Consider the following 21237-nt stretch of genomic DNA (forward strand, 5'->3'; position numbering starts at 1 on the left):
CGGCGCGCCCTTCCTATATTGCCGGCAGTCACCAATCGGAATTGCGCCTTGCCGCCACGCCTGACATCTTTTGCCGACGACGCCCGCATCGCGTTGGATAATCTCGCTGACCGGGCGAGCGGCCTCGTCAATCCGACCGTGCGTCTCGGCGTCACCGGCCTCTCCCGCTCCGGCAAGACGGTCTTCATCTCCTCGTTGGTCCATAATCTGCTGCATGGCGGCCGCCTGCCGCTGTTCGAGCCGGTGCAGTCAGGCCGCGTCTCGGCCGTGCGCCTTGAGCCGCAGCCGGACGATGCCGTGCCGCGCTTCCAGTACGAGGATCATATCCGTGCGCTCGTGAAGGAGCGGATCTGGCCGGATTCGACCCGCGCCATCTCCGAACTGCGCATCACGCTGGAATACCAGAGCGCCAGCGGCTGGAATCGCCTGTTTTCCCCCGGCCGGCTGTCGATCGACATCGTCGATTATCCCGGCGAATGGCTGCTCGACCTGCCCCTGCTCGGCAAGGATTACCGCACCTTCAGCGAAGAGACGATCGCGCTCGCCGAAACCGGCATCCGCTCAGAGCTGTCGCATGGGTGGCTGGCGCTCACCCGCGCCGCCGATATTCATGCCGGCGCGGACGAGATGGTCGCCCGCGACCTCGCTAACGCCTTTGCCGACTATCTCAAAGCCTGCAAGGCCGACGAACGCTCGCTCTCCACCCTACCGCCAGGCCGCTTGCTTCTGCCCGGCGATCTCGAAGGATCGCCGGCGCTGACCTTCGCGCCATTGGCTTTGCCGGCGCAGGGACATTCCGGCCGCGGCTCGCTTTGGGCGATGATGGAGCGGCGCTACGAGGCCTATAAATCGGTCGTCGTCAAACCCTTCTTCCGCGAGCATTTCGCCCGGCTCGACCGCCAGATCGTGCTGGTCGATGCGCTGCAGGCGATGAACCGCGGCCGCGAAGCCGTGCAGGATCTGGAGCGCGCGCTGACCGATGTCCTGGCCTGCTTCCGTCCCGGCACAAATTCGCTGCTTTCCTCCCTGCTCGGGCGCCGAATCGACCGCGTGCTGGTCGCTGCCACCAAGGCCGATCATCTCCACCATGAAAGCCACGACCGGCTCGACGCGCTGACCCGACGCCTCGTCGATCGCGCCATCGCCCGCATCGGCATGGCCGGTGCCGGCATCGACGTCATGGCGCTCGCCTCGGTGCGCGCCACCCGCGAGGCAACGGTCAAGCGCAACGGCCATGAGCTGCCTGTCATCGTCGGCACGCCGATGGAGGGCGAAACCATCGGGGTCGAGCGATTCGACGGCCAGAGAAAGACCGCGATCTTTCCCGGCGACCTGCCGGAGGATCCGGAAAGCCTGTTTGCCCGCATCGCCTCAGGCGAGGCCGGCGAGCCCCTGCCCGACGTCAACGTCGTCAGGTTCCGCCCGCCACTTCTTGAGGAAACCGGCGGTGGCATCAAGCTCTCGGTACCGCATATCCGCCTCGACCGCGCCATGCAGTTCCTGTTCGGAGATCGTCTCGCATGAGCAAGCCTCCATCCGATCCGCCGCGCCGCCCGCCCGCCGCTTTCCACTATGAGGACGAGGCCGCCGCGCCGCCCGACAACGGCCGCCAGGCAGTTGAGCGGCGCAAGCCGGAAAGCTTCTCCGAACATATCGTCGTCACACCTGATGAGGACGATCCCTTCCTCAATCCCGACAAGGATCTGAGCGCGGTTCCCGTTGCTGCGCCGCACAGGCGCCGGACCTCCTTCGGCAAAATCGCCGCCGGCGCTTTCGGCATCCTGCTCTCGCTTGCCGTCGGCCTCTGGACCGACAGCCTGATCCGCGATCTCTTCACCCGCGCCGACTGGCTGGGATATGCGGCCCTTGCCGTGCTCGCGGTCGGCATCCTTGCCGTGCTTGCCCTCGTGATCGGGGAGACTGCGGGCATGATGCGCCTTGCCGCCGTCCAGAAGATCAAGGCCGAAGCCGAGGCGGCGATCCTCGAAACCCGCCCGGTCAAGGCACGCGCAGTCGTCGCGCAGTTGACCGCGCTGCTCTCGGCAAATCCCGAGACATCGAAGGGCCGCGCGACGCTGAAAGCGACCGAAGGCGAGGTCATCGATCCCCCGCATCTGATTGCGCTGGCCGAACGCGAACTGCTTGCCCCCCTCGATCGCAAAGCCCGCGCTCTGATCGTCAACGCTTCCAAGCGCGTCTCGATCGTCACCGCCGTCAGCCCGCGCGCCGTCGTCGACCTGCTCTATGTGCTCTATGAGGCCGTGCGCCTCATCCGCGCCATGGCCGAGCTCTACGGCGGCCGTCCCGGCACGCTCGGCATGTTCCGCCTGCTTCGGGACGTGTTGGCTCATCTCGCGGTCACCGGCTCGATTGCGATGGGCGACAGCCTCGTCCAGCAGGTGCTCGGCCATGGGTTGGCCTCCAAGCTCTCGGCCCGACTGGGCGAAGGCGTCATCAACGGCCTGATGACCGCCCGCATCGGAATCGCGGCGATGGATCTCTGCCGTCCGCTCGCCTTCCGCGCCCTCAAGCGGCCGGGAATCGGCGACTTCATCGGCGATCTCACGCCCTCCATGTCACCGCGCGGCAACAATCCTTAAGCGATCAGGCGATTCTGTAATTTTCGCCTTCCGTAACGGCAGGAGAAGGAAATTTCAGTGGATTCAAAGCCATAATGGCAGGATGTTAAAATCCGCGCTGTGTGAAAGGCGTGTGTCGCCTCGTATTTGGGCGCAATCGAAAGGAAGGATTAACCATTATTCGGCAAAACTTGCAGCCAGTTCGTGAGTGGTGTTTGCCAAGGAAAATCCATGTATTCGCGCAAGTTTCTCTTCGTTTGCGGCCTGGCCGCCGCGGCATTGTCTCCCGTGGCAGATGTCGCTCCGGCAGCCAGCGCTGCGACCCGTGACAAGGCCTTCTTCGATTCCGTAACCGGCTCCTGGAAAGGCCCCGGTGAGATCGTCGCCGGCAAATACAAGGGCACGAAATTCACCTGCAACCTGATCGGTGAGCCCACAGGCGACAGCAGCGCCGGCATCAAGCTCGACGGCACCTGCCGGGTCGGCGTCTTCAAGCAGCCGATGACCGCGGTCATTTCGCAGTCCGGCTCCACCTACAAAGGCAAGTTCCTCGACGGTGCCGCCGGCAAGGGCCTCGACGTCGTCTCCGGCGCCGTCACCGAGGACACCGTCGTCGTCGGCATCAACCGCGCCAAGCTGAACGGCGCGATGATTGCCCGCGTGCGTGACGACAAGACGATGAACGTCACCGTCTCGGTCAAGGTCGAAAGCCAGATGATCCCTGTCATCGGCCTGACGTTGACCCGGCAGGTTGACGAAATGGCCGTCGGTTCCATCGAATAAGGAACGGCATTCCGGGATTTTCCTGAAGCGGCGGGTTTCCCGCCGTTTTCCGTTTCAGGGGGCTTTTTTCAAACCCTGAGCCACCAGTCCCGGCTTTCGTCGGCGACTTCGATGCCCGCCACCTCGGCATCGCCAAGCCAGTCGCTCACCGTCCTGCCCCGGACGAGAAGATCGGGTGCGATATCGGTAAGGGGCATCAGCACAAACCCACGATCGGTCATGCGGGGATGCGGCAATTCCAGCCGCGGCGCGTCCTGCGCGACATCGCCATAGGTGAGAACGTCGATATCGAGCGTGCGCGGACCCCAGCGCTCGATACGCTCACGTTTCATCTCGCGCTCTATGGACAGGCAGACATCGAGCAACGCTTCCGGATCGAGCCGGGTTTCGACGGCAGCGCAGGCGTTGAAGAAGAACGACTGGTCGGTCTTGCCCCAGGGCGGCGTGCGATAGAGCCGCGAGACCGCCGCGACCCGGCAGTCATCCCGCGCGTCCAGCCTTTGCAGTGCGGCCGCCATCGCCTTGACGGGATCGCCGATATTGCCGCCGAGGCCGAGGGTCGCCGATTGCAATGCGGTGTCAGGCAAAATGCTCAACGCTCACCTGCACGAAATCGAGCACGCCTGGCACGGGCGCATTCGGCTTGCGCACCGTGATCTTCGCCCTTCGGACCTGCGGGAACGTCTGGCAGAGCCCCTTGGCGATATCGAGCGCCAGGGCCTCGATCAGGTAGCGCCGCTTGCCGGTGACGATTTCCTCGATCACGGTAAAGGCGATGCCGTAATTGACGGTATCGTTGATGGAATCGCTTTCCAGCGCCTCACCCGCGACGACATCGAGCTCGGCATCGACGAAGAAGCGCTGGCCGAGAAATTCCTCCTCGTCATGCACGCCGTGGCGCGCGAAGAAGGCGCAGTTCTGCAGCGTGATCGTGTAGGTGGTCATGTCGGCCGCTTCCTCTCGAATTCCTGGCGCGCATTCAGCATAGCATCGGCGATGTCGAGTGCATCCCTGTTGATTGCGACATTGTGCACGCGGAAAACCGCAGCTCCCTGAAGTCTGAGCAGGGCGCTTGATGCAGCCGTCGCCGCGTCCCGGTCCGGCGCCTCACGCCCCGTCACCGCGCCGAGGAAGCGCTTGCGCGACGTGCCGGCGAGCAGCGGCAGGCCGAAGCGGGAAAGTTCGGAGAAACGCGCCATCAGTTCCAGGTTCTCCTCCGCCGTCTCCTTGGCGAAGCCGAAGCCGGGATCAAGCACGATACGGTCGCTGTTGACGCCTGATGCCGTTGCGATAGCAAGCGATTGTTTGAGGAAGTGCACCTGGTCGGCGATCACGTCGGGAAGTTTCGCCCTGTCGCGGCCGGTATGCATGATACAGAGCCCTGCCCCGGTCGCCGCGGCGATATTGGCGATATCGGGCTCCTTCTGCAGCCCGAACACGTCGTTGACGATATGGGCGCCGGCGCTGACTGCAAGCCGCGCCGTCTCGGCGCGATAGGTATCGATGGAGATCAGCGCCTCGGTGCGCCCGCGTAGCGCCTCGATGACGGGCAGCACGCGCGCCTGTTCCTCGGAAGGGCTAACGGCTGCAGCCCCCGGCCGGGTTGATTCCCCGCCGATGTCGATAATGGCAGCACCTTCGCTCACCGCCCTCAGCGCATGCTCGACGACTGCATCCACAGTCTCGAAGCGTCCGCCGTCGGAAAAGGAGTCCGGCGTCACGTTGATGATCGCCATGATCGTCGAACGACGGCCGAGTTCGATCTCACGGCCATGGGCGACGCGCCATAAAATGCCTTCGAGCCCTGTCACCAGACTTATCCTATTGATGACGAAAAAACCGTCATCCGATATTGCGCTTGCGGTGGCTATGCCCCAAGCTCCCGTCGATTTCAACACGGGTTGCGTTCAGAATGCCGCTTGCAGTGCGTTATATGGTCCTTCCTATGGTCTTTTCCATTGGTCTTTCCCTTTGCGGGCCGGCCGCTGCTGAAGTGATCGCATCGAAAAGCTATTCCTATTTCGACATTCGCGGCAAAACCGCGGATGAGCTGGACCGCGAACTCAGCCGGCGCGGCCCGACGGCGAGCGGCTCCTCGGCACGCCATCCCGGCGCCACCAAGATCCGTTTCGGCGGCGAGGCCACCTATATCCAGGACGACGGCCGCTGCCGCATCGGCAACGTCAAGGTTACCGTCCACACCCAGATCATCCTGCCGCGCTGGAGCAACCGCATGGGCGCGGGCAAGGAGCTGTCGATGATCTGGGATGCCCTGTCGAGCGATATCAAGCGTCACGAGGAGCGCCATGCCGAGATCGCCCGCAATCAGGCCCGCTCCATGGAGCGCGCCATCCGCGCCCTGCCGCCGCAGCGCAGCTGCGAGACCATGCAGGAGCTCGTTTCCAACGAATCAGCTCGCGGTATAGAGGAGCACGACCAGTTGCAGGCGCGCTTCGACCGGGTCGAAGCGGTCAACTTCCAGAAGCGTATGCTGAGATTGCTGAACAATCGAATCAGAGGTCGAACCGGCGAAAAATAAGGCTTTCTCAAGCAGGCTGCGAGCGAAAAAGCTTAGCTGCACAACGAAACCTGTGCGAAACTTGCGTCCTCCCCAGCGATTCAATGGTCATTTTTCATTCTGGCAGACTCAACCGGAACGCGTTAATATGAACACATTCGAAAGTTCAGGTACGGCACCTGCACTTTCATCGCTGGGTTCTCCTGGCGCGTTCCGAAGCCGCGGATGTTCCTCCCTCATCCGTAGGTAATGCGCCCGCCTCGCCTCGCTCGCACCAGCGCGCGAGGCGTCTTTTTTGTACTGTAGGGATATTGAGCAGCGACTGCGGTTGATGCGCGGCGCGCGTCAGGCCTGTCGTTCCGGCACGTGCACCACAAGCCCGTCATAGACGGCCTTCATCCGGATCTGACAGGACAGCCGCGACGTCGGGCGCACGTCGAAGGCGAAGTCGAGCATGTCCTCTTCCATCGCCTCCGGCTGGCCGACCTTCTCAGTCCACTCCTCGTCGACATAGACGTGGCAGGTCGCGCAGGCGCAGGCGCCGCCGCATTCGGCCTCGATGCCGGGCACCGAATTGCGCACTGCGTTTTCCATCACGGTGGAGCCTTGGTCGACGTCGAGGTCGAAGCGCGTGCCGTCGAAGGCGACGATGGTAAGTTTGGGCATCAGGACGATTCCGGTCTTCAAATGGATGGGCGGATTTTCTTCCGATAATTCGACGCGTCAGTCAACATCGGCGAAATTGGCCATAGCCTCGCAGATCGGGCCTTTGCCCGCCGTCTTCAAAGCGTCATATCGGACGTCGCAAAAAGACCCGTGGTTTCGCAATGAAACAACGGGCCTCATGTTTTGTGCCCGGAAGCGGCTCAGCCGCGGCAGAGCTTCAGGATGAAATTCTCGGCGTCGATGACGGCAGCGCCGAGCGCTGCCATCGTGCCGGCATCGGTCCCGTTTTCCTCGATGGCTTCCGCCGTCTCCGACACGCGGAACGCGCCGACCGAGCTTGCAGCCCCCTTCAGCCGGTGCGCGGCCGCGCCGGCGCGGCTGGTTTCTCCGCTCGCAATGTCCTGAAGGCATGCGCGCGCCTGGCGCGCAAACATCTGAAGGACTTCGATTTCGAGCGTTTTGTCGCCCATCGTCTGTTTTGCGAGGTGGACCAGATCGATCGGCCGAGCCTTGGAGGGACACGGTCCCTTTGCATTATCCGGCGTCTCGAATACGATGCTCAATGCTGCCATGTGCCAATTTCCCCGTCGCTTGTCGTCCGCACTTGCAACAGTTCTGCGACGACAGGGTGGCCATCACGTTAAATTCCGGCACAGCGAGGGCGGAAATCTCGCCACATGGTTAACGTCCGTTAAATATCCCTAAATTATTGGTTTTTAAGCGGCTCCTCGGATTCAAAGATGTTAACAACGGGTTAACGAGCCATGAATCTCAAGCCTTCATTAATTGTGTGAAGAGCCCAGATGTGTCACTACGATACTGGTGGAGCGGGTTTATGGTACGCGCCTTTGCCGAGTGAGTGGATAATGGTAGTGTTTTGATACCTTCCGTTTGAAAAAGCGGCTATCTACTCTGAAATGACATGCTTATCCGTCCGTCGTTGGGGGGGAGGGCTGGAACGGCAAAGTTGTCCCCGGGTGATGCGGAAGCCCGGGATGCGGTGTCCGGCTGGCTGACAGTAACGAGGCATACGAATGGCGAACAACAAATATAATGAGTCGATCGAGGACAAGGCGTTCAAGGCATTGGACGAAGCGCTCCAGATCGACTTCGGCAAGGAAAACGTGCCGTCTCGCCGCGGCAGCGCGCCTGAGGCCCCGGAGGCTAATGTGTCTGACCCATCGAATGCGCGTAATCAGCAGGCCCAGGAAGAAGCGCAACGCCGTAACCGCCGCAGTGCTGCGGGCGAGCAGGCTTCCAGGGCTCCGGCCTTCGCGCCGGCCAACGATGCCAGCCGCAACACGCCCGCCTCTATCCTGAAATCCTTCGACGGCGCCTCCAGCCGCTCGGCGATGCGCACCGCCACCCTGTTCTCCATACTTTGGGTCATGGCCGGCCTCGGCCTGATGTCGCTGCTTTATTCACCGCAGATCTGGCAGATCCGTTCGATCGCCGATCTCGTCGCCCTGCCCGGCGTCATCGCCGGCCTGGTCGGCATCGTCATTCCCGTGATGATGTTCTACGCCTTCGCCATCATGATCTCCCGCGCCCAGGACATGCGCAACGCCGCCCGTTCCATGGCGGAGGTGGCACTTCGTCTGGCGGAGCCGGAAACCATCGCCTCCGAGCGCATCATGACGGTCGGCCAGGCCGTGCGTCGCGAAGTCTCTGCCATGAACGAAGGCATCGAGCGCACTATCGCGCGCGCCTCCGAGCTGGAAACGCTTGTCCATTCCGAGGTCAATGCCCTCGAGCGCTCCTATGCCGACAACGAGCTGCGTGTCCGCGGCCTCGTCCACGAACTCGGCTCCGAGCGCGAGGCGATCGTCAATCATGCCGACCGCATCCGCACCTCGATCGGCAGCGTCCACGACCAGTTGAAGGAAGAACTGTCGCTTGCGACCGAGGAGATCGCGGTGCGGCTCGCCACATCGGGCGAAGCCTTCGCATCGCTGATCGATACGCGCGCGGCGACGATCCTGGAAAAATCCGACAGCGCCCTGCAGTCCATGGGCAGCCTACTTGCCGCCAAGACCGACAGCCTGCTCCAGACACTCAACGCATCCGGTTTTGCGCTTGCCACCGAATTTGACAACCGCCTCGAAGCGCTCTCGGTCAATCTCAACGAACATGGCGAAAGGCTGCTCAGCCAGTTCGAGACACGCGCCTCGACGATGGACAGCAGCACCGAGAAGCTGAACGCGGCGCTGAACGAGCGCACGCATCAGCTCAACGAAATCCTGATCGCCCGCACCCGCGAGATCAACGAGAGCCTGACATCGGGCGAACGCACTATCGGCGGCACGCTTGACGACGTGCTGTCAAAGCTGAATAGCGCGCTCGACGAAAAGGGCGCAAGCTTCCGCCAGAGCCTGCAGACCACCGCCGACGATGCCGTGATGGATCTCGACGTGCGCTCCGGCTTCTTCGAGGAGCGGCTGCAGACGACCGTCGCCCAGCTGTCGACCGCCTTCGACGAAAGGGTCGCCGAATTCACCAGCGCCTTCGACAAGCGCACCGGCTCGCTCGACACCAAGCTGATGGAAAGCCTCGCCCGCATCAACGAGACGCTGACCGGCGGCTCGGATTCGATCGACGGCATCCTGAGTTCCGGCATTGACCGTCTCGGCTCGTCGATGACAGACCAGTCGTTGGCGCTTGCGACCGCACTCGCCACCGGCCACGAAATGCTGGAAAGCACGGTCGGCGCACGGGCGGAGGAAATTACCACCGCCCTCACCAGCCGCACCGGCGAACTGACCTCTGCGCTGCAGAACGCCACATCGGACATCGCGCTGGCGCTTGCATCGGGCAGCTCCGAGCTGCAGAACAATCTTCAGGCCCGCTCGGCCGAGTTCCGCGACACGCTGCGCACCACCACGACCGATCTGACGAGCGCCGTTGCCGCCGGCACCGAGCAGGTTACGTCGGCATTCGGCGGCCGCGCGGAGGAACTGAGCGGCGTGCTTGCTGCGCGCGCAGCCGAAATCACCGAGGCGCTCGGCACGGCGCACAGCCGCATCGACAGCGTGATGGCCGAGCGCGGCGGCGCGCTCGTCGATGCGCTGGCCACCCATCACGGTCGCTTCGAGGAAGCGTTGGCAACCCGCGCCGACGCCATCATCAACACGGTGTCGGGCACCCATGACCGTCTTGCCGAGACGCTCGACGAAAAGGCGATGGCACTTGCCATTTCGCTCAACGAAAGCCAGGCCCGTATCGAGGATACGCTGGAAACCCGTTCGGCAGCCCTTCTGAACGCTGTCTCCGGCACCCATGACCGCCTCTCCGAGACGCTGGACGAGAAGGCGATGGCGCTCGCCATCTCCTTGAACGAAAATCAGAGCCGCATCGAGGATACGCTCGAAACCCGCTCTGCCGCCTTCCTCAACGCCGTCTCGGGCACCCATGACCGCCTGTCGGAAACGCTGGACAGCAAGGCGGCTGCGCTTACGACCTCGCTCGACGAGCGCCATGCCCGCATCGAGGACGCACTCGGAACACGCGCCGAGGCGCTGCTGAACACCGTCTCCGGCACGCGCGACCGCCTTGCCGAAACGCTCGACGAAAAGGCAATGGCGATCGCCATTTCCTTGAGCGAGAGCCAGGCGCGTATCGAGAATACCCTGGAAACCCGTTCGGCCGCCCTGCTGAACGCTGTCTCCGGTACCCATGACCGCCTCTCCGAGACGCTGGACGAGAAGGCGATGGCGCTTGCCATCTCGCTCAATGAGAGCCAGTCGCAGATCGAAGGCACGCTGGAAGCCCGCTCCGAAGCCTTCCTCAAGGCCGTCTCCGGCACGCATGAGCGTCTCTCGGAAACCTTGGACACGAAGGCATCGGCGCTCGCCGCCTCGCTGAACGAGGGCCAGAGCCGCCTGCAGGACACGCTGGAGACCCGCTCGGAGTCCTTCCTCAACGCGGTCTCGGCCACCCATGACCGCCTGTCCGAAACGCTCGACGATCGGTCGATGGCGCTTGCCATCTCGCTGAACGAGAGCCAGAGCCGTCTCGAGGAGACGCTGACGAGCGGTGCCGATGCGATCACCAATGCCGTCTCCGGCACGCATGAACGCCTGAACGGTGTGCTCAATCAGAAGGCGAACGCGCTCGCCGCGTCGCTGACCGAGGGCCAGGCTCGCCTGGAGGAAGCACTGGGACACCGTACTGCCGCGATCGTCGGCGCCGTTGCGGCAAGCCACGACCGGCTCACCGATGCGCTCGACGAAAAGACCATGGCGCTCGCCATTTCGCTCGACGACAACCAGAGCCGCTTCGACAGCGCGCTCGAAGCCCGCAGCAACTCCATGATGGAAGCTGTCGCCGGCGCCGAAGCACGCGTCGCTGGCGCCTTCGCCGACAAGACCGACGCTATCCGCGACGCCTATACCGACAACCAGCAGCGGCTCGAAAACGCGCTCTCGGAGCATAGCGCGGCTCTCGCCGGCGCTCTCGATGCCGGCAGCGCCCGCTTCGAGGATATCGTCGGCGGCTTGACCGGCCGCATCGAAGGCCGACTGACCGATGCCCATGCGCGTCTCGGAGGCCTTGCCGACCAGGCCGCGACGCGCATCGAGGGTGGCCTTGCCTCCGCTCATGAACGCATCCGCACGACGCTCGAGGAGCGCACCAACGCCATCGACCTGTCGTTGAACCAGGCCCATGCTCTGATCAGCGATACGCTCTCCGAGCAGGCGACCAGCATCGGCACCTCGGTAGCGACCAGCGTCAGCATGCTCGAGATGTCGCTGGAGGAACGCGAGGCTGCGATCCGCCAGGCCATCGATGCCGGCGCGCAAACGTTGGAAGACCGCATGCATGCCGGCGCCGGCCAGATCGCCGGCCGCTTCCAGGAGGCGGCAAACGCGATCTCGACCTCCGCCCAGAGCTTCTCGGCCCATCTCGACCAATCTGTGGAAAGCCTGACCGGCCGTTTCGAAGAAACCGGATCGCGGGTGGAATCCGGCCTTGCGGCGATCGAGAACCGCATCCGCGACGGCGTCGGCGGCGTTGCCGAAAAGGTCGAAGCGGTGAGTGGTCAGCTCTCCGGCGTGCTTTCCGACGGCATTTCCCGCCTCGGCGCGCTGAGCGACGACACCACACGGCGTATTTCGGCCACGCTCGAAGGCAGTGCCGCGACCCTCACCCAGGCGATCGACAGCCGCACCGCCAATCTGGCCGAAACGCTGGACAGCCGCTCCACCACGCTGACGGGCGCCATCGAGGGCCGCACGGCAAGCCTCGGCGAAACCCTGGATCGCGGCAATGCACGCATCGAGGAACGCCTCTCCACCATGGACCGCGCCCTGACCATCGGCCTCGATGCGGTCAACCGCACCATCGAAGGCAAGGCCGCCGGTCTCGCCTCGACGCTGCGCAGCGCAGTTGCCGAAGCCGCCCAGGGAATGGAAGGCGAAGCGACGAGAACCACCGAACTGCTTGGCAAAACTGGCCAGCAATTCGCCGAGGACCTCAACGCCAAAAGCGACGAATTCACGCGCACCATGGATGAGCGCTCCTCGCAGATCGTCACCCGCGTGTCGGAAGCGCAAAACCGACTGGCAAGCCAGGCCGCTGCCGTCGCGCAGACCTTCTCGGAAGCCGGCAACGCCATCGTCAACAAGGTCGCCGAAGCCGAAACCATCGTCGGCACCCAGGTCAACGCCATCTCCAAGGTGCTGTCGGATGCCGGCCAGTCGCTGGAAACCCGCGGCAACGCCATCCGCTCGACGCTCTCGGGCGCCGGCAGCGAGATTTCCGCCACCATGGCCGATGTCGACCGGGCGCTCGAAGCCCGCAGCAGCGCCATCCGCTCCAATCTCGAAGAACGAGCCCGCGAGATCGATACGACGCTCTCCGACATCGACCGGGCGCTCGAAGCGCGCGGCAACTCGATCCGCACGGTGCTCGATGAGCGCACCCGCGACCTCAACTCGATGCTCGCTGGCCGCTCGGTCGAACTGACGCGCATCCTCGACGAGACCGCCCGCCCGATCCTCGATCGCTACACGGATGCCGGCGAGCAGGCCGCCGCCCGCATCACCGCGGCCGCCAACCTCAGCGCCGACCGTCTGCGTGCCGAAAACGAAGCGCTTGCCAGCGCCGTTGCCGCCCGCACCGAAAATGTTGCCAATGCCGTCAGCGCCATCGAGAACAGCCTGGTCGCCAACGTCAACGGCCTCGTCGAGCGCATGTCGGAAAGCAGTGCGGCGATGGCGATGATGATGAACCGTGCCGCGGAGCAACTGACGAGCGTCGATGGCCGTCTCGGCGACACCACCACGCGCTTTGCCGACTCTGCCACGAAGGCCGCCGAAATGGTCTCGGCCTCTACCAGGCTTCTCGAAGGCAAGGTCGATCGCCTCTCCGACATTTCGGGCCAGACGCTCGCACAGGTCGGGGGCATCATCGGCCGCTTCGACGAACACTCCAAGGTCCTGACGCAGGCCTCGCAGCTTCTCGGCGCCGCCCAGTCCAACCTCGCCTCGACGCTCGAAGAGCGCGAAAGCGCGCTGCAGACGCTCTCTGTCGGCCTCGTTACGCGCTCCGCAGAGATCGAAAAGACCATGCTCGGCCTCGGCAGCATGATCGAGACAGTGTTCGAGCGGGCAGAGCAGCGCTCCAACCAGGTCACCGGCAATCTGCGCCAGGGCGTACAATCCTCCTTCACCGATATTGGCCGCATTCTCACCGAAACCGAGAAGCGCGCCCAGGAGGCGGCCGAGACGATGCGCGAGGCGATCACTCGGGCAGGCGACGAGGCCAATACGACGATCGACGGAACCTTCGCCAATGTCGAACGCCGCTCCGGCGATCTCTCCAACCGTATTCGCGGCGGTCTTACTGCCTCGCTGTCGGAAGTCGAGCGTATGCTCGGCGAAGCCGGCCGTGCCTCGGACGGCGCCGCCCAGCACATGCGCGAGGCGCTGCGCGAAGCGGTGGAAGATGCAGTCGGCCGCTTCTCCGGCGCCACCGAAGATATCCGTCGCTCTGCCGCCGATATCCGCAACGAGCTCGACGCCACCCGCGCCGAACTGAAGCGAGGCGCCTTCGACCTTCCCGAGGAAGCCAAGGAAAGCGCCTCGGCCATGCGCCGGGCGGTCGCGGAGCAGATCAAGGCGCTGCAGGATATCTCCCAGCTCGTCGGCCGCACCAGCCAGCAGCTCGAGATCTCCGAACCCGCCGCTCGCTCGCTCGCCCAGGCCCAGCCGGCCCCGCGTCCCGCCCAGCCGGCCGCAGCCCAGCCGCAGCAGCCGGCTGCCCGCCCGCCGATCGAAGCGACGGGCCTGCGCGGAACGATCGCGCCGTCAGCACCGGTTGCCGCTCCCCAGCGCCCCGCCCCGCAGCCGGCACCCGCGCGCCAGGAAACAGCTCGCCAGGAGCCGGCCCATCCGGAAAGCGGCGGCTGGATCAGCGATCTGCTGCGCGGCGCATCGCGAGAAGAAGCCGCCGAAGAGGCGCCCGCCCGCGCCCCGGCCCGCCCGGCCGAAACGGCCGCACCCACCGCGCGCAGCAACGACGCTCGCAATCCGCGCCACGTCGTCGAATCGCTGAATTCGCTGTCGGTCGATATCGCCCGTGCCATCGATCACGATGCCTCGGTCGATCTCTGGCGCCGTTATCAGCGCGGCGAACGCGACGTCTTCACCCGTCGCCTCTACACGCTGAAGGGCCAGCAGACCTTCGACGAGATCAAGCGCAAATACGACCGCGAACCGGAGTTCCGCACCGCCGTCGATCGCTATATCGGTGATTTCGAAAAGCTGCTCGCCGACGTCGCCCGCACCGATCCGAACCGGACGGTGACGCAGTCCTACCTCACCTCGGATACGGGCAAGGTCTACACCATGCTCGCCCACGCAGCGGGCAGGCTCAGCTGAGCCTGCTTATAACAAGCGATCTCAGGCGAAACGAATTGAACAGAAAGCCGCCGCGCACATGTCAGGCGGCTTTCGTTCGTCGCAAGACCGCGACCGCGAGCCATCCTGATTGAGGCATCAGAAATGACCAAGGCCCTGCTGATCATCGATGTGCAGAATGCTATTCTCTCCGGAAAAGCCACGCCGGAGCGCCAGCCGCATGTCGATGCCGCACTCGATGAGACTGTCGCTCGGCTTGCATCGCTCCAGGAAAAGGCGAGGCGGACGGGCGTGCCCGTCGTGCTGGTGCAACATGACGGCGACAGCAGCCATCGGTTGGCCGTCGGCACGGAAGGATGGGCTCTGCGCGAGGAGATTGCTCCGCGACAAGGCGAAGTCGTCGTCCACAAGAAAAGCGCCGACTCTTTCTTCGAGACCGATCTAGCCGAACGCCTGAACGAACGGTCGGTCACCCACCTCATCATCGGCGGCTGCATGTCGCAGTTCTGCGTCGACACGACGGTCAGACGCGCCGTTTTCCTCGGATATGACGTAACGCTGATTGCCGATGGTCACACCACGGGCGATACGGCGACCCTCACCTTCTCAGAGATTATCGCCCACCACAATGAAACGCTCGACGGTTTTGACGCAGGCAAGGCAGCGGTAGAAATCCGCCCCACCGCCGACATTGCCTTTTCATAAAGCTCCAGCAGGCACAGCCGCAGCGAGCAGAAGAGGAATCCCTCGGCACGCCCCACAAAAAATAGACATCAAATCGGAAGCGGGCGATCAATCCCCAGTCTGACGATCAACGCGTCGACGATCTCCTGCGTATCCTTCGCAGCCGTATCGACTGTGATGGGCCTATTCCCCCAGTCGTCGTATACTCGGTCGACGACTTGCTGCCACGTCGGTTTGATAAGACCTTCGACGTCGGTTTTCCGCGTCTCGACCCGGTGGCGATGCTCGATCTTGTCGGAACAGATCACCTCGATTTCGACCGCGGTCACACCGGATCGCGCCGCCACCGCCAGCCAGGCGTCGCGGGTTATCTCCAATGGATTGACCGAGTCTGCGATCACGACGCTGCCGAGAGTGAGGTTATCCTCCGCAACCCCATAAGCGACGACATAACCTGCCGGGCCGATGTCTATTGAAGGATCGCCTGACGCTCTGATCGCCTGCTCGATCGTGTCGACCCTCACATGCACGGCTCCCAGCCGTCTCGCGAGCGCGCGGGCAACGGTCGTTTTTCCGCTACCCGGCAACCCACCAAGAATAATCAACATGGTCTGTCACTCCATCATGAATCTGCGCCGGCGCTTCAACGGCCTCTTCCTTTGTAGGGAAACGCCGGCGAGAAAAGAAGAGAGCCGGGGCCGCTAAGCGGCCCGGTTCCCCACGCTCTATCGATCGGACGCTATGTTCCAGTTATAGACGCACCGGTCGAGACCGATGGCGATTTCGAGCACGAGGACGTCGTGATCGACGGCCGCTCCCTTCTTGGGCTGCGACCGGTAGCGCTGCGGAAAGTCGGTGCGCCGCGAGATCGAGCAGACCTCCATCCACTTGTCGCCATTGTCGACCTCGATATCCATCGTTACCTCGGAATAGGCAGGCAGCCTGTCCGACGGGACGACCCGCGTCGGCAGATGGATCAGCGACGCGATCATGCGGCGCACCGGCTCGAGGCAGGCGGCGTGATAGTCGTTGCCGCTGTCAGCTGTGAAGGCGCATTGGAATTCGAGCTGCCAGAACTCCTTCAGCCGCATGTGTTTCGTCGGCTGCTCCTGCTCGCGGCGGTAAGACCTGCCCGCCTGCCAGACGCAGAGCGGCAGCCGCGTCTTCGAGTGATTTCCGAGAACATGCTGCATATAGGCATAAGTCGACGGCGTCGTCTCCGGCCTCAGCACAAGCGCGGTATCGCTGATGGAAAGCTGTTCCTGCACCCAGATATCGGCGTTGGAATAGGCGCTGGAAACCAAGGCCCGCGGCATCAGCGCCGGCGCCTCGACCCTTCTGACATCCCAGGCCGCATTGGCGGATCTGAGAAAGCTGCGAACCTCTTGCGAGAAGAAGTCGATCATATGATCGCGCAGACGGATTTCGCGCTCCTCCCAATGGACGAGCGAATTGACATGATAAAGATTGAGCACGGTGCCTGTCTCCCTGGCAACCTTGATTGGCGTGGTGAGGGGCTTTACGTCCAGCAGCGCGCCGGACGCCGATTGCGCCCGCGCGTCACAGCAGGACGCGGAGACCTCGTCCGCCAAAAGCGCGCACGATCGCAGCCTGCAGGCAGGTGCGGTCATTGCGGGAGGAAGGCGCGCTTTTCAGGCTCATAGCGAATTCTCTACGTGCGGCGCGCATCATTGTCAAAACTGAAGACGGCGCAACGCTGGAAACCAGCTGTGGATGGTCTCTTTTTATTGCCCTCCGTCCTTCTTTTCGTCACAAACCTTTTCGATGCGCTACAATTAGGTGAACACTCATTCGACCGTGCAAACGATAGAGACAGCAACATTGATGACCAAGACGATACCCAGCCTTCTTGCCGCAGCACTCTCATCGGCCTTCCTGCTCGGCGCTTTCTCGCTGGCTGAAGCGGGCCAGGCAAGTTTCGTGGTGGATGCGCAGTCAGGTCAGGTGCTTGAAGCCTCCAATCAGGACGAGCTGAACTATCCGGCGTCGCTGACCAAGATGATGACGCTCTATCTTGCCTTCGAAGCCCTGCACGAGGGACGCATGACGTGGGATCAGAAGCTCACCATGTCGGAAAACGCCGAGGGCAAGGAGCCCTTCAAGCTTGCCATCGGCGCCGGCCGCAAGGTGACGCTGCGTGAAGCGGTCGAAAGCATTGTCGTGCTGTCTGCCAATGATTCGGCTGTGGCGATTGCCGAGCAGCTTGGCGGCTCCGAAGAGGTTTTCGCCAAAGCGATGACCGACAAGGCGCACCAGCTCGGTATGAAGGATACGGTCTTCAAGAACCCGTCGGGCCTTCCCGATCCGGAGCAGGTCACGACGGCGCGCGATATGGCGACCCTCGGCGTTTCGCTGATGCGGGATTTCCCAGAGGAATTCAAACTCTTCTCCATGCGCGGTTTCCAGTTCCGTGGCATGAAGCTACGTGGCCACAACAATCTCATGTATCGCTATGACGGCGTCGACGGCATCAAGACCGGTTACACCGATGCCTCAGGCTATAATGTCGTGACATCTGCCCTGAAGGATGGCCGCCGCGTAGTCGGCGTCGTCATGGGCGAAAAAACCGCCAGCATCCGCGACGACAAGATGGCAGGCCTGCTCGACAGCTACCTGCCGTCGTCATCGGCCGCCACCGCTTCCGCAACCGCAGGCGGCCAGCCGGGCGCGACGATGACCGATACACAGCCGACGAAATAAGTCGCTATCCCCGTCTATCGGAAAGCCACTTCCAGATGTTGCCGGTCTTGCGAAATCACCCTGCAACTCGTCTCGAAGCCTTCCCCTTTGATGGCGAGAATGAATTCCGGGGGAATGCCTGCCGTATTCGAGACTGAAAGGCCGGCACTCTCCGAACCGAGGGATTTGACGGTGCAGTCGATGGTCGAGCGCCGGTCGTTGAACATGATCGAGCCCGCCTTCAGCACCCGCCGTCGAGCGCCGATGGCATGATCGGCATGAATCGAACTCCAGGACATGCAGCGATTCCGTCCGCCGTGCTTTGCCTGATACATGGCGGCATCCGCCTGGGCGAGCAGGGTCTCGATATCCTTGCTGACAATAGAAAGAGCCGATGTTCCAAGGCTGGCCGTGACATTCAGAGCGCCATGATCGCCGAAAATGGGTTCAGAGGCGATGGCGGCTCGGAGCTTTTCGGCGACCGCGGCCGCTCCTTCCCGATCGACATGCGGAAGGATGACGGCGAATTCCTCGCCACCGATACGGCCAAACAGATCGCCGACACGAAGGACCGTCTTGCAGATCGAGGCGACGGCCTTCAGAACCTCGTCACCGGCGGCATGTCCGTGCGTATCGTTCACCTGCTTGAAATGGTCGATATCGAAGACGATGCATGAAAGATCATGCTGGTGCCGCAAGGCGAGCGAAATCAGCTGATCGGCTTCCTGCTTGAAGGCGCGGCGCGTCATCGCCTCCGTCAGGCCGTCGGTGGCGGCAGATTGCATGATCTCGATGCGGTCCATCGCAGCCCCCGCCAGTTCCGTGAGAATGGCGAGATCTTTGCTGTTGAACGATCTTGGCCTGCGGTCGATCGCGCATACCGTTCCGATCATGTGCCCGGTCTTCGTTCTCAGCGGCACGCCGGCATAAAAGCGAATATGGCCCTCGCCCGTCACCGAAGGATGTTTCGAAAAGCGAAAATCCTTGGTGGCATCCAGCACGATAACAGGCTCGTCACAATCCACCACGCAGCGGCAGAACGTGTCTTCAAGCGATACCTCGTCGGCCGAAAAACCGGAGCAGGCCTTGTACCATTGCCGATGCGCATCGATCAGCGATACGATGCCGATGTCGACGGAGAATATCTGCTTTATCAGGCGTACGATCCGTTCGAAGCCTTCGTCCCTAGGCGTGTCGAGGAGATCGAGTTGTTGCAGCGCCGCCAGCCGATCATTTTCGCGCTGGATCGCTTCCGGTGACGATTTCCCGAATACTCGCGCAACCACCATGCCGCATTCTCCTGAAATGGGACCATATGATGCGTTCCACAAATTCATGAAGAATTTGAATACGATGGCAGCCTTACGCCACGGAGGCAAACATTTTCCGGATTTGACAACCCTCGATATTTGCGAGGCGGCCGCAGAATTCCAGTTCAGATTGAACGCAGCGTCCAGCTGACGATCTCGGAGACAACGGTGGAGAAGGCGCGGTCGAGACCCTTGACGAAGCCGTCATTACCACCGCCTGCCGGCGCCATGGCGCGGAACACCTTCTGGGCGCGCACGGAGCCGTTGCGGTCGTTGAGAATCTTGGCGGAGATTTCGACCACTGCCTGGTTGCCGCTCGAAGCGTCGATCTCGAAGGAACGGATATCGGTGACGACCTGGTAGTCGATCGCCAGTCCCTGCCCCGGCATGCCGACGCCGCCGAGTTTGCCGGAATTCTCGAAAGCCTCCACCAGCTTGGACTGCACCATGCGCGGCAGCTTGTCGCCCCATTGCGCGCGAGAGAGATACTGGATTTCCGAGGGCGAAACGCGGATCAGGATCTGCTCGCTGTCGAGCGCCTTCAGCGCCGTCGGGCCGGCAATCAGGATCTGGCGGGATTTGGCCGCGGGTCCGTCGCCATCGACGGCGGCGGACAGGTCGTAGGTGTCGTTCTTGGCCGACGTGCCGCACCCGGAAAGGATCAGCGCCGTCAGCGGCAGCGCGATCACCGTTCCCCTGATCCATGAACGGCGCGACAACAGATGCGATGCGACCATATTAGGCTACCCCTGACTTCCCCTGTTAACGCCGCGTCCGGCCGTCATATTGCTTGACCGTCTCCCCGCCGAAGATCAGGCGTTGCGGATTGCGGTCGAAGTTGGTGATCGTATCGTTCAGATTGCTGACGGTTCCGCGCATGTCGTTGACGAGCGTCTGCACGTCACGCAAGCCGCCGCTCGAGAATTTCTGCAGATTGTCGGCGATCGGGCCGATCCGTGAATTCAGATTGTCGGCGACCTTCTTGAAGGACTCAAGCGTATCGCGCGCTTCGGTAAACAGCGATTGCGTATTGTCGGTGCCGAGCAGCGCGTCGACCTTGATGAGAATGCCGTCGATGCGGGTCGAGGCCGAGTTCAGCTTGTTGGCAAGCTGCGACACGTCCTGGATCGTCTGGTCGATATCTTTCTGGCGCGCCGAAACCGTGTTGGCGACGTCGCGGATCGAGGCGACGGCCACGCGTGCATCCTTGGTCGCCTGCGAGATATCGTCGACCGAGCCCTTGATCTTGGCCGGATCGATCTGGGCGACGAGCGTGTCGACGCGGTCGAGGGTCGCCTGCGCCTGCTTGCCGAAATCGTTGAAGGTCGTGGCCGTTTCGTCGAACTTCTGGATCGCGCCCTTGAGGTCGCCGGAGGCATCGGCGACGTTGGCGGTGATCTTCTCGGCATTGGAGACGATATGGTCGATCTTTTGAGCATCGACCGCCTTCACCAGTGATTCCACAGCTTGAAGCGTCGAGTCGACACGGCCGGAGACTGCCTTCACCGTATTGGAGAGCTCGCCGACGCTCTGCAGGAAAGAGTCGATATTGTCGGAATTCTTGGCAAGCGCATCCGAGAAGGTCTCGGCATTCTTGAAGGTCTCGGTCAGCGGCCCGCGCGAATCCTGGATGAAGCCCTGAAGATCGCCGACCGCATCGTTGGCGCGGTCGAGGATCTTGTCGGCGGTCGCCAGCAGGTTGGTGACGCTCGACTGGTCGGCGACGATGACGGCGCGTTTGCCGTTGTCGATCGCATGTTGGAGGATACTTTCCTCGCCCTTGCGGCCGCCTGACAGTTCGATATAGGCAGCTCCCGTCAAGCCCTGGATTTCAAGAGCGGCCTTCGTCGAAGGGTAGATCGGCGCATCGGTGCGCACCTGAGTGAAAGCCAGCGAATATTGCGGATCATCGGCATCGATCGACAGCGTCTGCACCGAGCCCACCTGGATGCCGTTGAAGCGCACCGGCGAACCGACGCTGAGGCCGTTGGCGGAACCCGGAATGCGCACGATCAGCTCCGTCATCGGGCCGCCGCGGCCATATTCGGCCATCCAGTAGACGAAGCCGAAGGCCGCCGCGATCACCAGCACCGTGAAAAAACCGACAATCGTATAATTGGCTTTGGTTTCCATCTTAT

At 62.8% G+C, this 21237-nt stretch carries 17 protein-coding genes; 7 read left to right on the forward strand and 10 right to left on the reverse strand.

Annotation, left to right across the window (positions count from 1 at the left end; all coding sequences use genetic code 11):
* The first annotated feature begins 48 nt into the window (after positions 1–48).
* From EFD55_RS14645 to EFD55_RS14655, 3 genes are all read left to right on the forward strand, one after another.
* A complete protein-coding gene (locus tag EFD55_RS14645) occupies positions 49–1524 on the forward strand; it encodes a YcjX family GTP-binding protein (RefSeq protein WP_125845776.1) in 1476 nt (491 codons plus the stop codon).
* Positions 1521–2600: a YcjF family protein gene (locus tag EFD55_RS14650; RefSeq protein ID WP_125845777.1), complete on the forward strand. Its 1080-nt coding sequence runs from the start codon at positions 1521–1523 to the stop codon at positions 2598–2600. The genes EFD55_RS14645 and EFD55_RS14650 overlap by 4 nt, the downstream gene beginning before the upstream one ends.
* Positions 2601–2810: 210 nt before the next feature.
* Entirely contained in the window at positions 2811–3362 is a 552-nt protein-coding gene (locus EFD55_RS14655) for a hypothetical protein (protein ID WP_125845778.1), read from the forward strand.
* A gap of 68 nt (positions 3363–3430) precedes the next feature.
* On the opposite strand, the gene folK is transcribed toward EFD55_RS14655, so the two are convergent.
* From folK to folP, 3 genes are read right to left on the reverse strand one after another with little or no spacing between them, the layout of a single operon-like run.
* Positions 3431–3949, reverse strand: a complete 519-nt coding sequence (gene folK, locus EFD55_RS14660; RefSeq protein ID WP_183736725.1) for a 2-amino-4-hydroxy-6-hydroxymethyldihydropteridine diphosphokinase — start codon at positions 3947–3949, stop codon at positions 3431–3433.
* A complete protein-coding gene (gene folB / locus EFD55_RS14665; protein WP_008525873.1) occupies positions 3942–4307 on the reverse strand; it encodes a dihydroneopterin aldolase in 366 nt (121 codons plus the stop codon). Before folB ends, folK begins: the two co-directional genes overlap by 8 nt.
* Positions 4304–5173, reverse strand: coding sequence for a dihydropteroate synthase (folP, locus tag EFD55_RS14670; protein ID WP_125845779.1), 870 nt, complete (start codon positions 5171–5173; stop codon positions 4304–4306). Before folP ends, folB begins: the two co-directional genes overlap by 4 nt.
* A 101-nt stretch (positions 5174–5274) precedes the next feature.
* Between folP and EFD55_RS14675 the strand changes: the two genes are divergently transcribed.
* Positions 5275–5901, forward strand: a complete 627-nt coding sequence (locus EFD55_RS14675; RefSeq protein WP_125845780.1) for a DUF922 domain-containing Zn-dependent protease — start codon at positions 5275–5277, stop codon at positions 5899–5901.
* Positions 5902–6225: 324 nt separating this feature from the next.
* Here the strand turns inward: EFD55_RS14675 and EFD55_RS14680 are convergent, their stop codons facing one another.
* Both EFD55_RS14680 and EFD55_RS14685 read right to left on the reverse strand, forming a co-directional pair.
* Positions 6226–6546, reverse strand: a complete 321-nt coding sequence (locus EFD55_RS14680; RefSeq protein ID WP_003540151.1) for a 2Fe-2S iron-sulfur cluster-binding protein — start codon at positions 6544–6546, stop codon at positions 6226–6228.
* Positions 6547–6746: 200 nt separating this feature from the next.
* Positions 6747–7118, reverse strand: coding sequence for an Hpt domain-containing protein (locus EFD55_RS14685; protein ID WP_125845781.1), 372 nt, complete (start codon positions 7116–7118; stop codon positions 6747–6749).
* A gap of 462 nt (positions 7119–7580) precedes the next feature.
* Between EFD55_RS14685 and EFD55_RS14690 the strand changes: the two genes are divergently transcribed.
* Together EFD55_RS14690 and EFD55_RS14695 are read left to right on the forward strand one after the other, a co-directional pair.
* Positions 7581–14426: an apolipoprotein A-IV repeat region-like domain-containing protein gene (locus EFD55_RS14690; protein WP_125845782.1), complete on the forward strand. Its 6846-nt coding sequence runs from the start codon at positions 7581–7583 to the stop codon at positions 14424–14426.
* A gap of 123 nt (positions 14427–14549) precedes the next feature.
* Positions 14550–15110, forward strand: a complete 561-nt coding sequence (locus EFD55_RS14695) for a cysteine hydrolase family protein (RefSeq protein ID WP_125845783.1) — start codon at positions 14550–14552, stop codon at positions 15108–15110.
* Between the two features lie 68 nt (positions 15111–15178).
* On the opposite strand, the gene EFD55_RS14700 is transcribed toward EFD55_RS14695, so the two are convergent.
* On the reverse strand, positions 15179–15697 hold the full coding sequence (locus EFD55_RS14700) for a P-loop nucleotide/nucleoside kinase family protein (RefSeq protein ID WP_125845784.1): 519 nt from the start codon (positions 15695–15697) through the stop codon (positions 15179–15181).
* Between the two features lie 117 nt (positions 15698–15814).
* A complete protein-coding gene (locus tag EFD55_RS14705; protein ID WP_125845785.1) occupies positions 15815–16564 on the reverse strand; it encodes an aminoacyl--tRNA ligase-related protein in 750 nt (249 codons plus the stop codon).
* Positions 16565–16934: 370 nt separating this feature from the next.
* Between EFD55_RS14705 and EFD55_RS14710 the strand changes: the two genes are divergently transcribed.
* A complete protein-coding gene (locus EFD55_RS14710) occupies positions 16935–17810 on the forward strand; it encodes a D-alanyl-D-alanine carboxypeptidase family protein (RefSeq protein ID WP_125845786.1) in 876 nt (291 codons plus the stop codon).
* Between the two features lie 14 nt (positions 17811–17824).
* Here EFD55_RS14710 and EFD55_RS14715 read toward each other — a convergent pair whose 3' ends face one another.
* The 3 genes from EFD55_RS14715 to EFD55_RS14725 form a co-directional block, all read right to left on the reverse strand.
* Positions 17825–19078, reverse strand: a complete 1254-nt coding sequence (locus EFD55_RS14715; protein ID WP_125845787.1) for a sensor domain-containing diguanylate cyclase — start codon at positions 19076–19078, stop codon at positions 17825–17827.
* 146 nt (positions 19079–19224) lie between these two features.
* On the reverse strand, positions 19225–19836 hold the full coding sequence (locus EFD55_RS14720; protein ID WP_125845788.1) for an ABC-type transport auxiliary lipoprotein family protein: 612 nt from the start codon (positions 19834–19836) through the stop codon (positions 19225–19227).
* A gap of 25 nt (positions 19837–19861) precedes the next feature.
* Positions 19862–21232 (reverse strand): MlaD family protein, encoded by a 1371-nt coding sequence (locus tag EFD55_RS14725; RefSeq protein ID WP_125845789.1) that lies wholly within the window; start codon positions 21230–21232, stop codon positions 19862–19864.
* Positions 21233–21237: the final 5 nt, after the last annotated feature.

The sequence above is a fragment of the Rhizobium pisi genome (genome assembly GCF_003938655.1).
Lineage (GTDB): Bacteria > Pseudomonadota > Alphaproteobacteria > Rhizobiales > Rhizobiaceae > Rhizobium > Rhizobium pisi.

Bases quoted from the DNA above. Each gene is read 5' to 3' on its own strand.
- EFD55_RS14695 (WP_125845783.1), top strand. From the start codon at position 14,550: ATGACCAAGGCCCTGCTGATCATCGATGTGCAGAATGCTATTCTCTCC.
- EFD55_RS14725 (WP_125845789.1), bottom strand. From the start codon at position 21,232: ATGGAAACCAAAGCCAATTATACGATTGTCGGTTTTTTCACGGTGCTG.
- folB (WP_008525873.1), bottom strand. From the start codon at position 4,307: ATGACCACCTACACGATCACGCTGCAGAACTGCGCCTTCTTCGCGCGC.
- EFD55_RS14690 (WP_125845782.1), top strand. From the start codon at position 7,581: ATGGCGAACAACAAATATAATGAGTCGATCGAGGACAAGGCGTTCAAG.
- EFD55_RS14685 (WP_125845781.1), bottom strand. From the start codon at position 7,118: ATGGCAGCATTGAGCATCGTATTCGAGACGCCGGATAATGCAAAGGGA.
- EFD55_RS14675 (WP_125845780.1), top strand. From the start codon at position 5,275: ATGCCGCTTGCAGTGCGTTATATGGTCCTTCCTATGGTCTTTTCCATT.
- EFD55_RS14715 (WP_125845787.1), bottom strand. From the start codon at position 19,078: ATGGTGGTTGCGCGAGTATTCGGGAAATCGTCACCGGAAGCGATCCAG.
- EFD55_RS14680 (WP_003540151.1), bottom strand. From the start codon at position 6,546: ATGCCCAAACTTACCATCGTCGCCTTCGACGGCACGCGCTTCGACCTC.
- EFD55_RS14720 (WP_125845788.1), bottom strand. From the start codon at position 19,836: ATGGTCGCATCGCATCTGTTGTCGCGCCGTTCATGGATCAGGGGAACG.
- EFD55_RS14700 (WP_125845784.1), bottom strand. From the start codon at position 15,697: ATGTTGATTATTCTTGGTGGGTTGCCGGGTAGCGGAAAAACGACCGTT.
- EFD55_RS14710 (WP_125845786.1), top strand. From the start codon at position 16,935: ATGACCAAGACGATACCCAGCCTTCTTGCCGCAGCACTCTCATCGGCC.
- EFD55_RS14650 (WP_125845777.1), top strand. From the start codon at position 1,521: ATGAGCAAGCCTCCATCCGATCCGCCGCGCCGCCCGCCCGCCGCTTTC.
- EFD55_RS14655 (WP_125845778.1), top strand. From the start codon at position 2,811: ATGTATTCGCGCAAGTTTCTCTTCGTTTGCGGCCTGGCCGCCGCGGCA.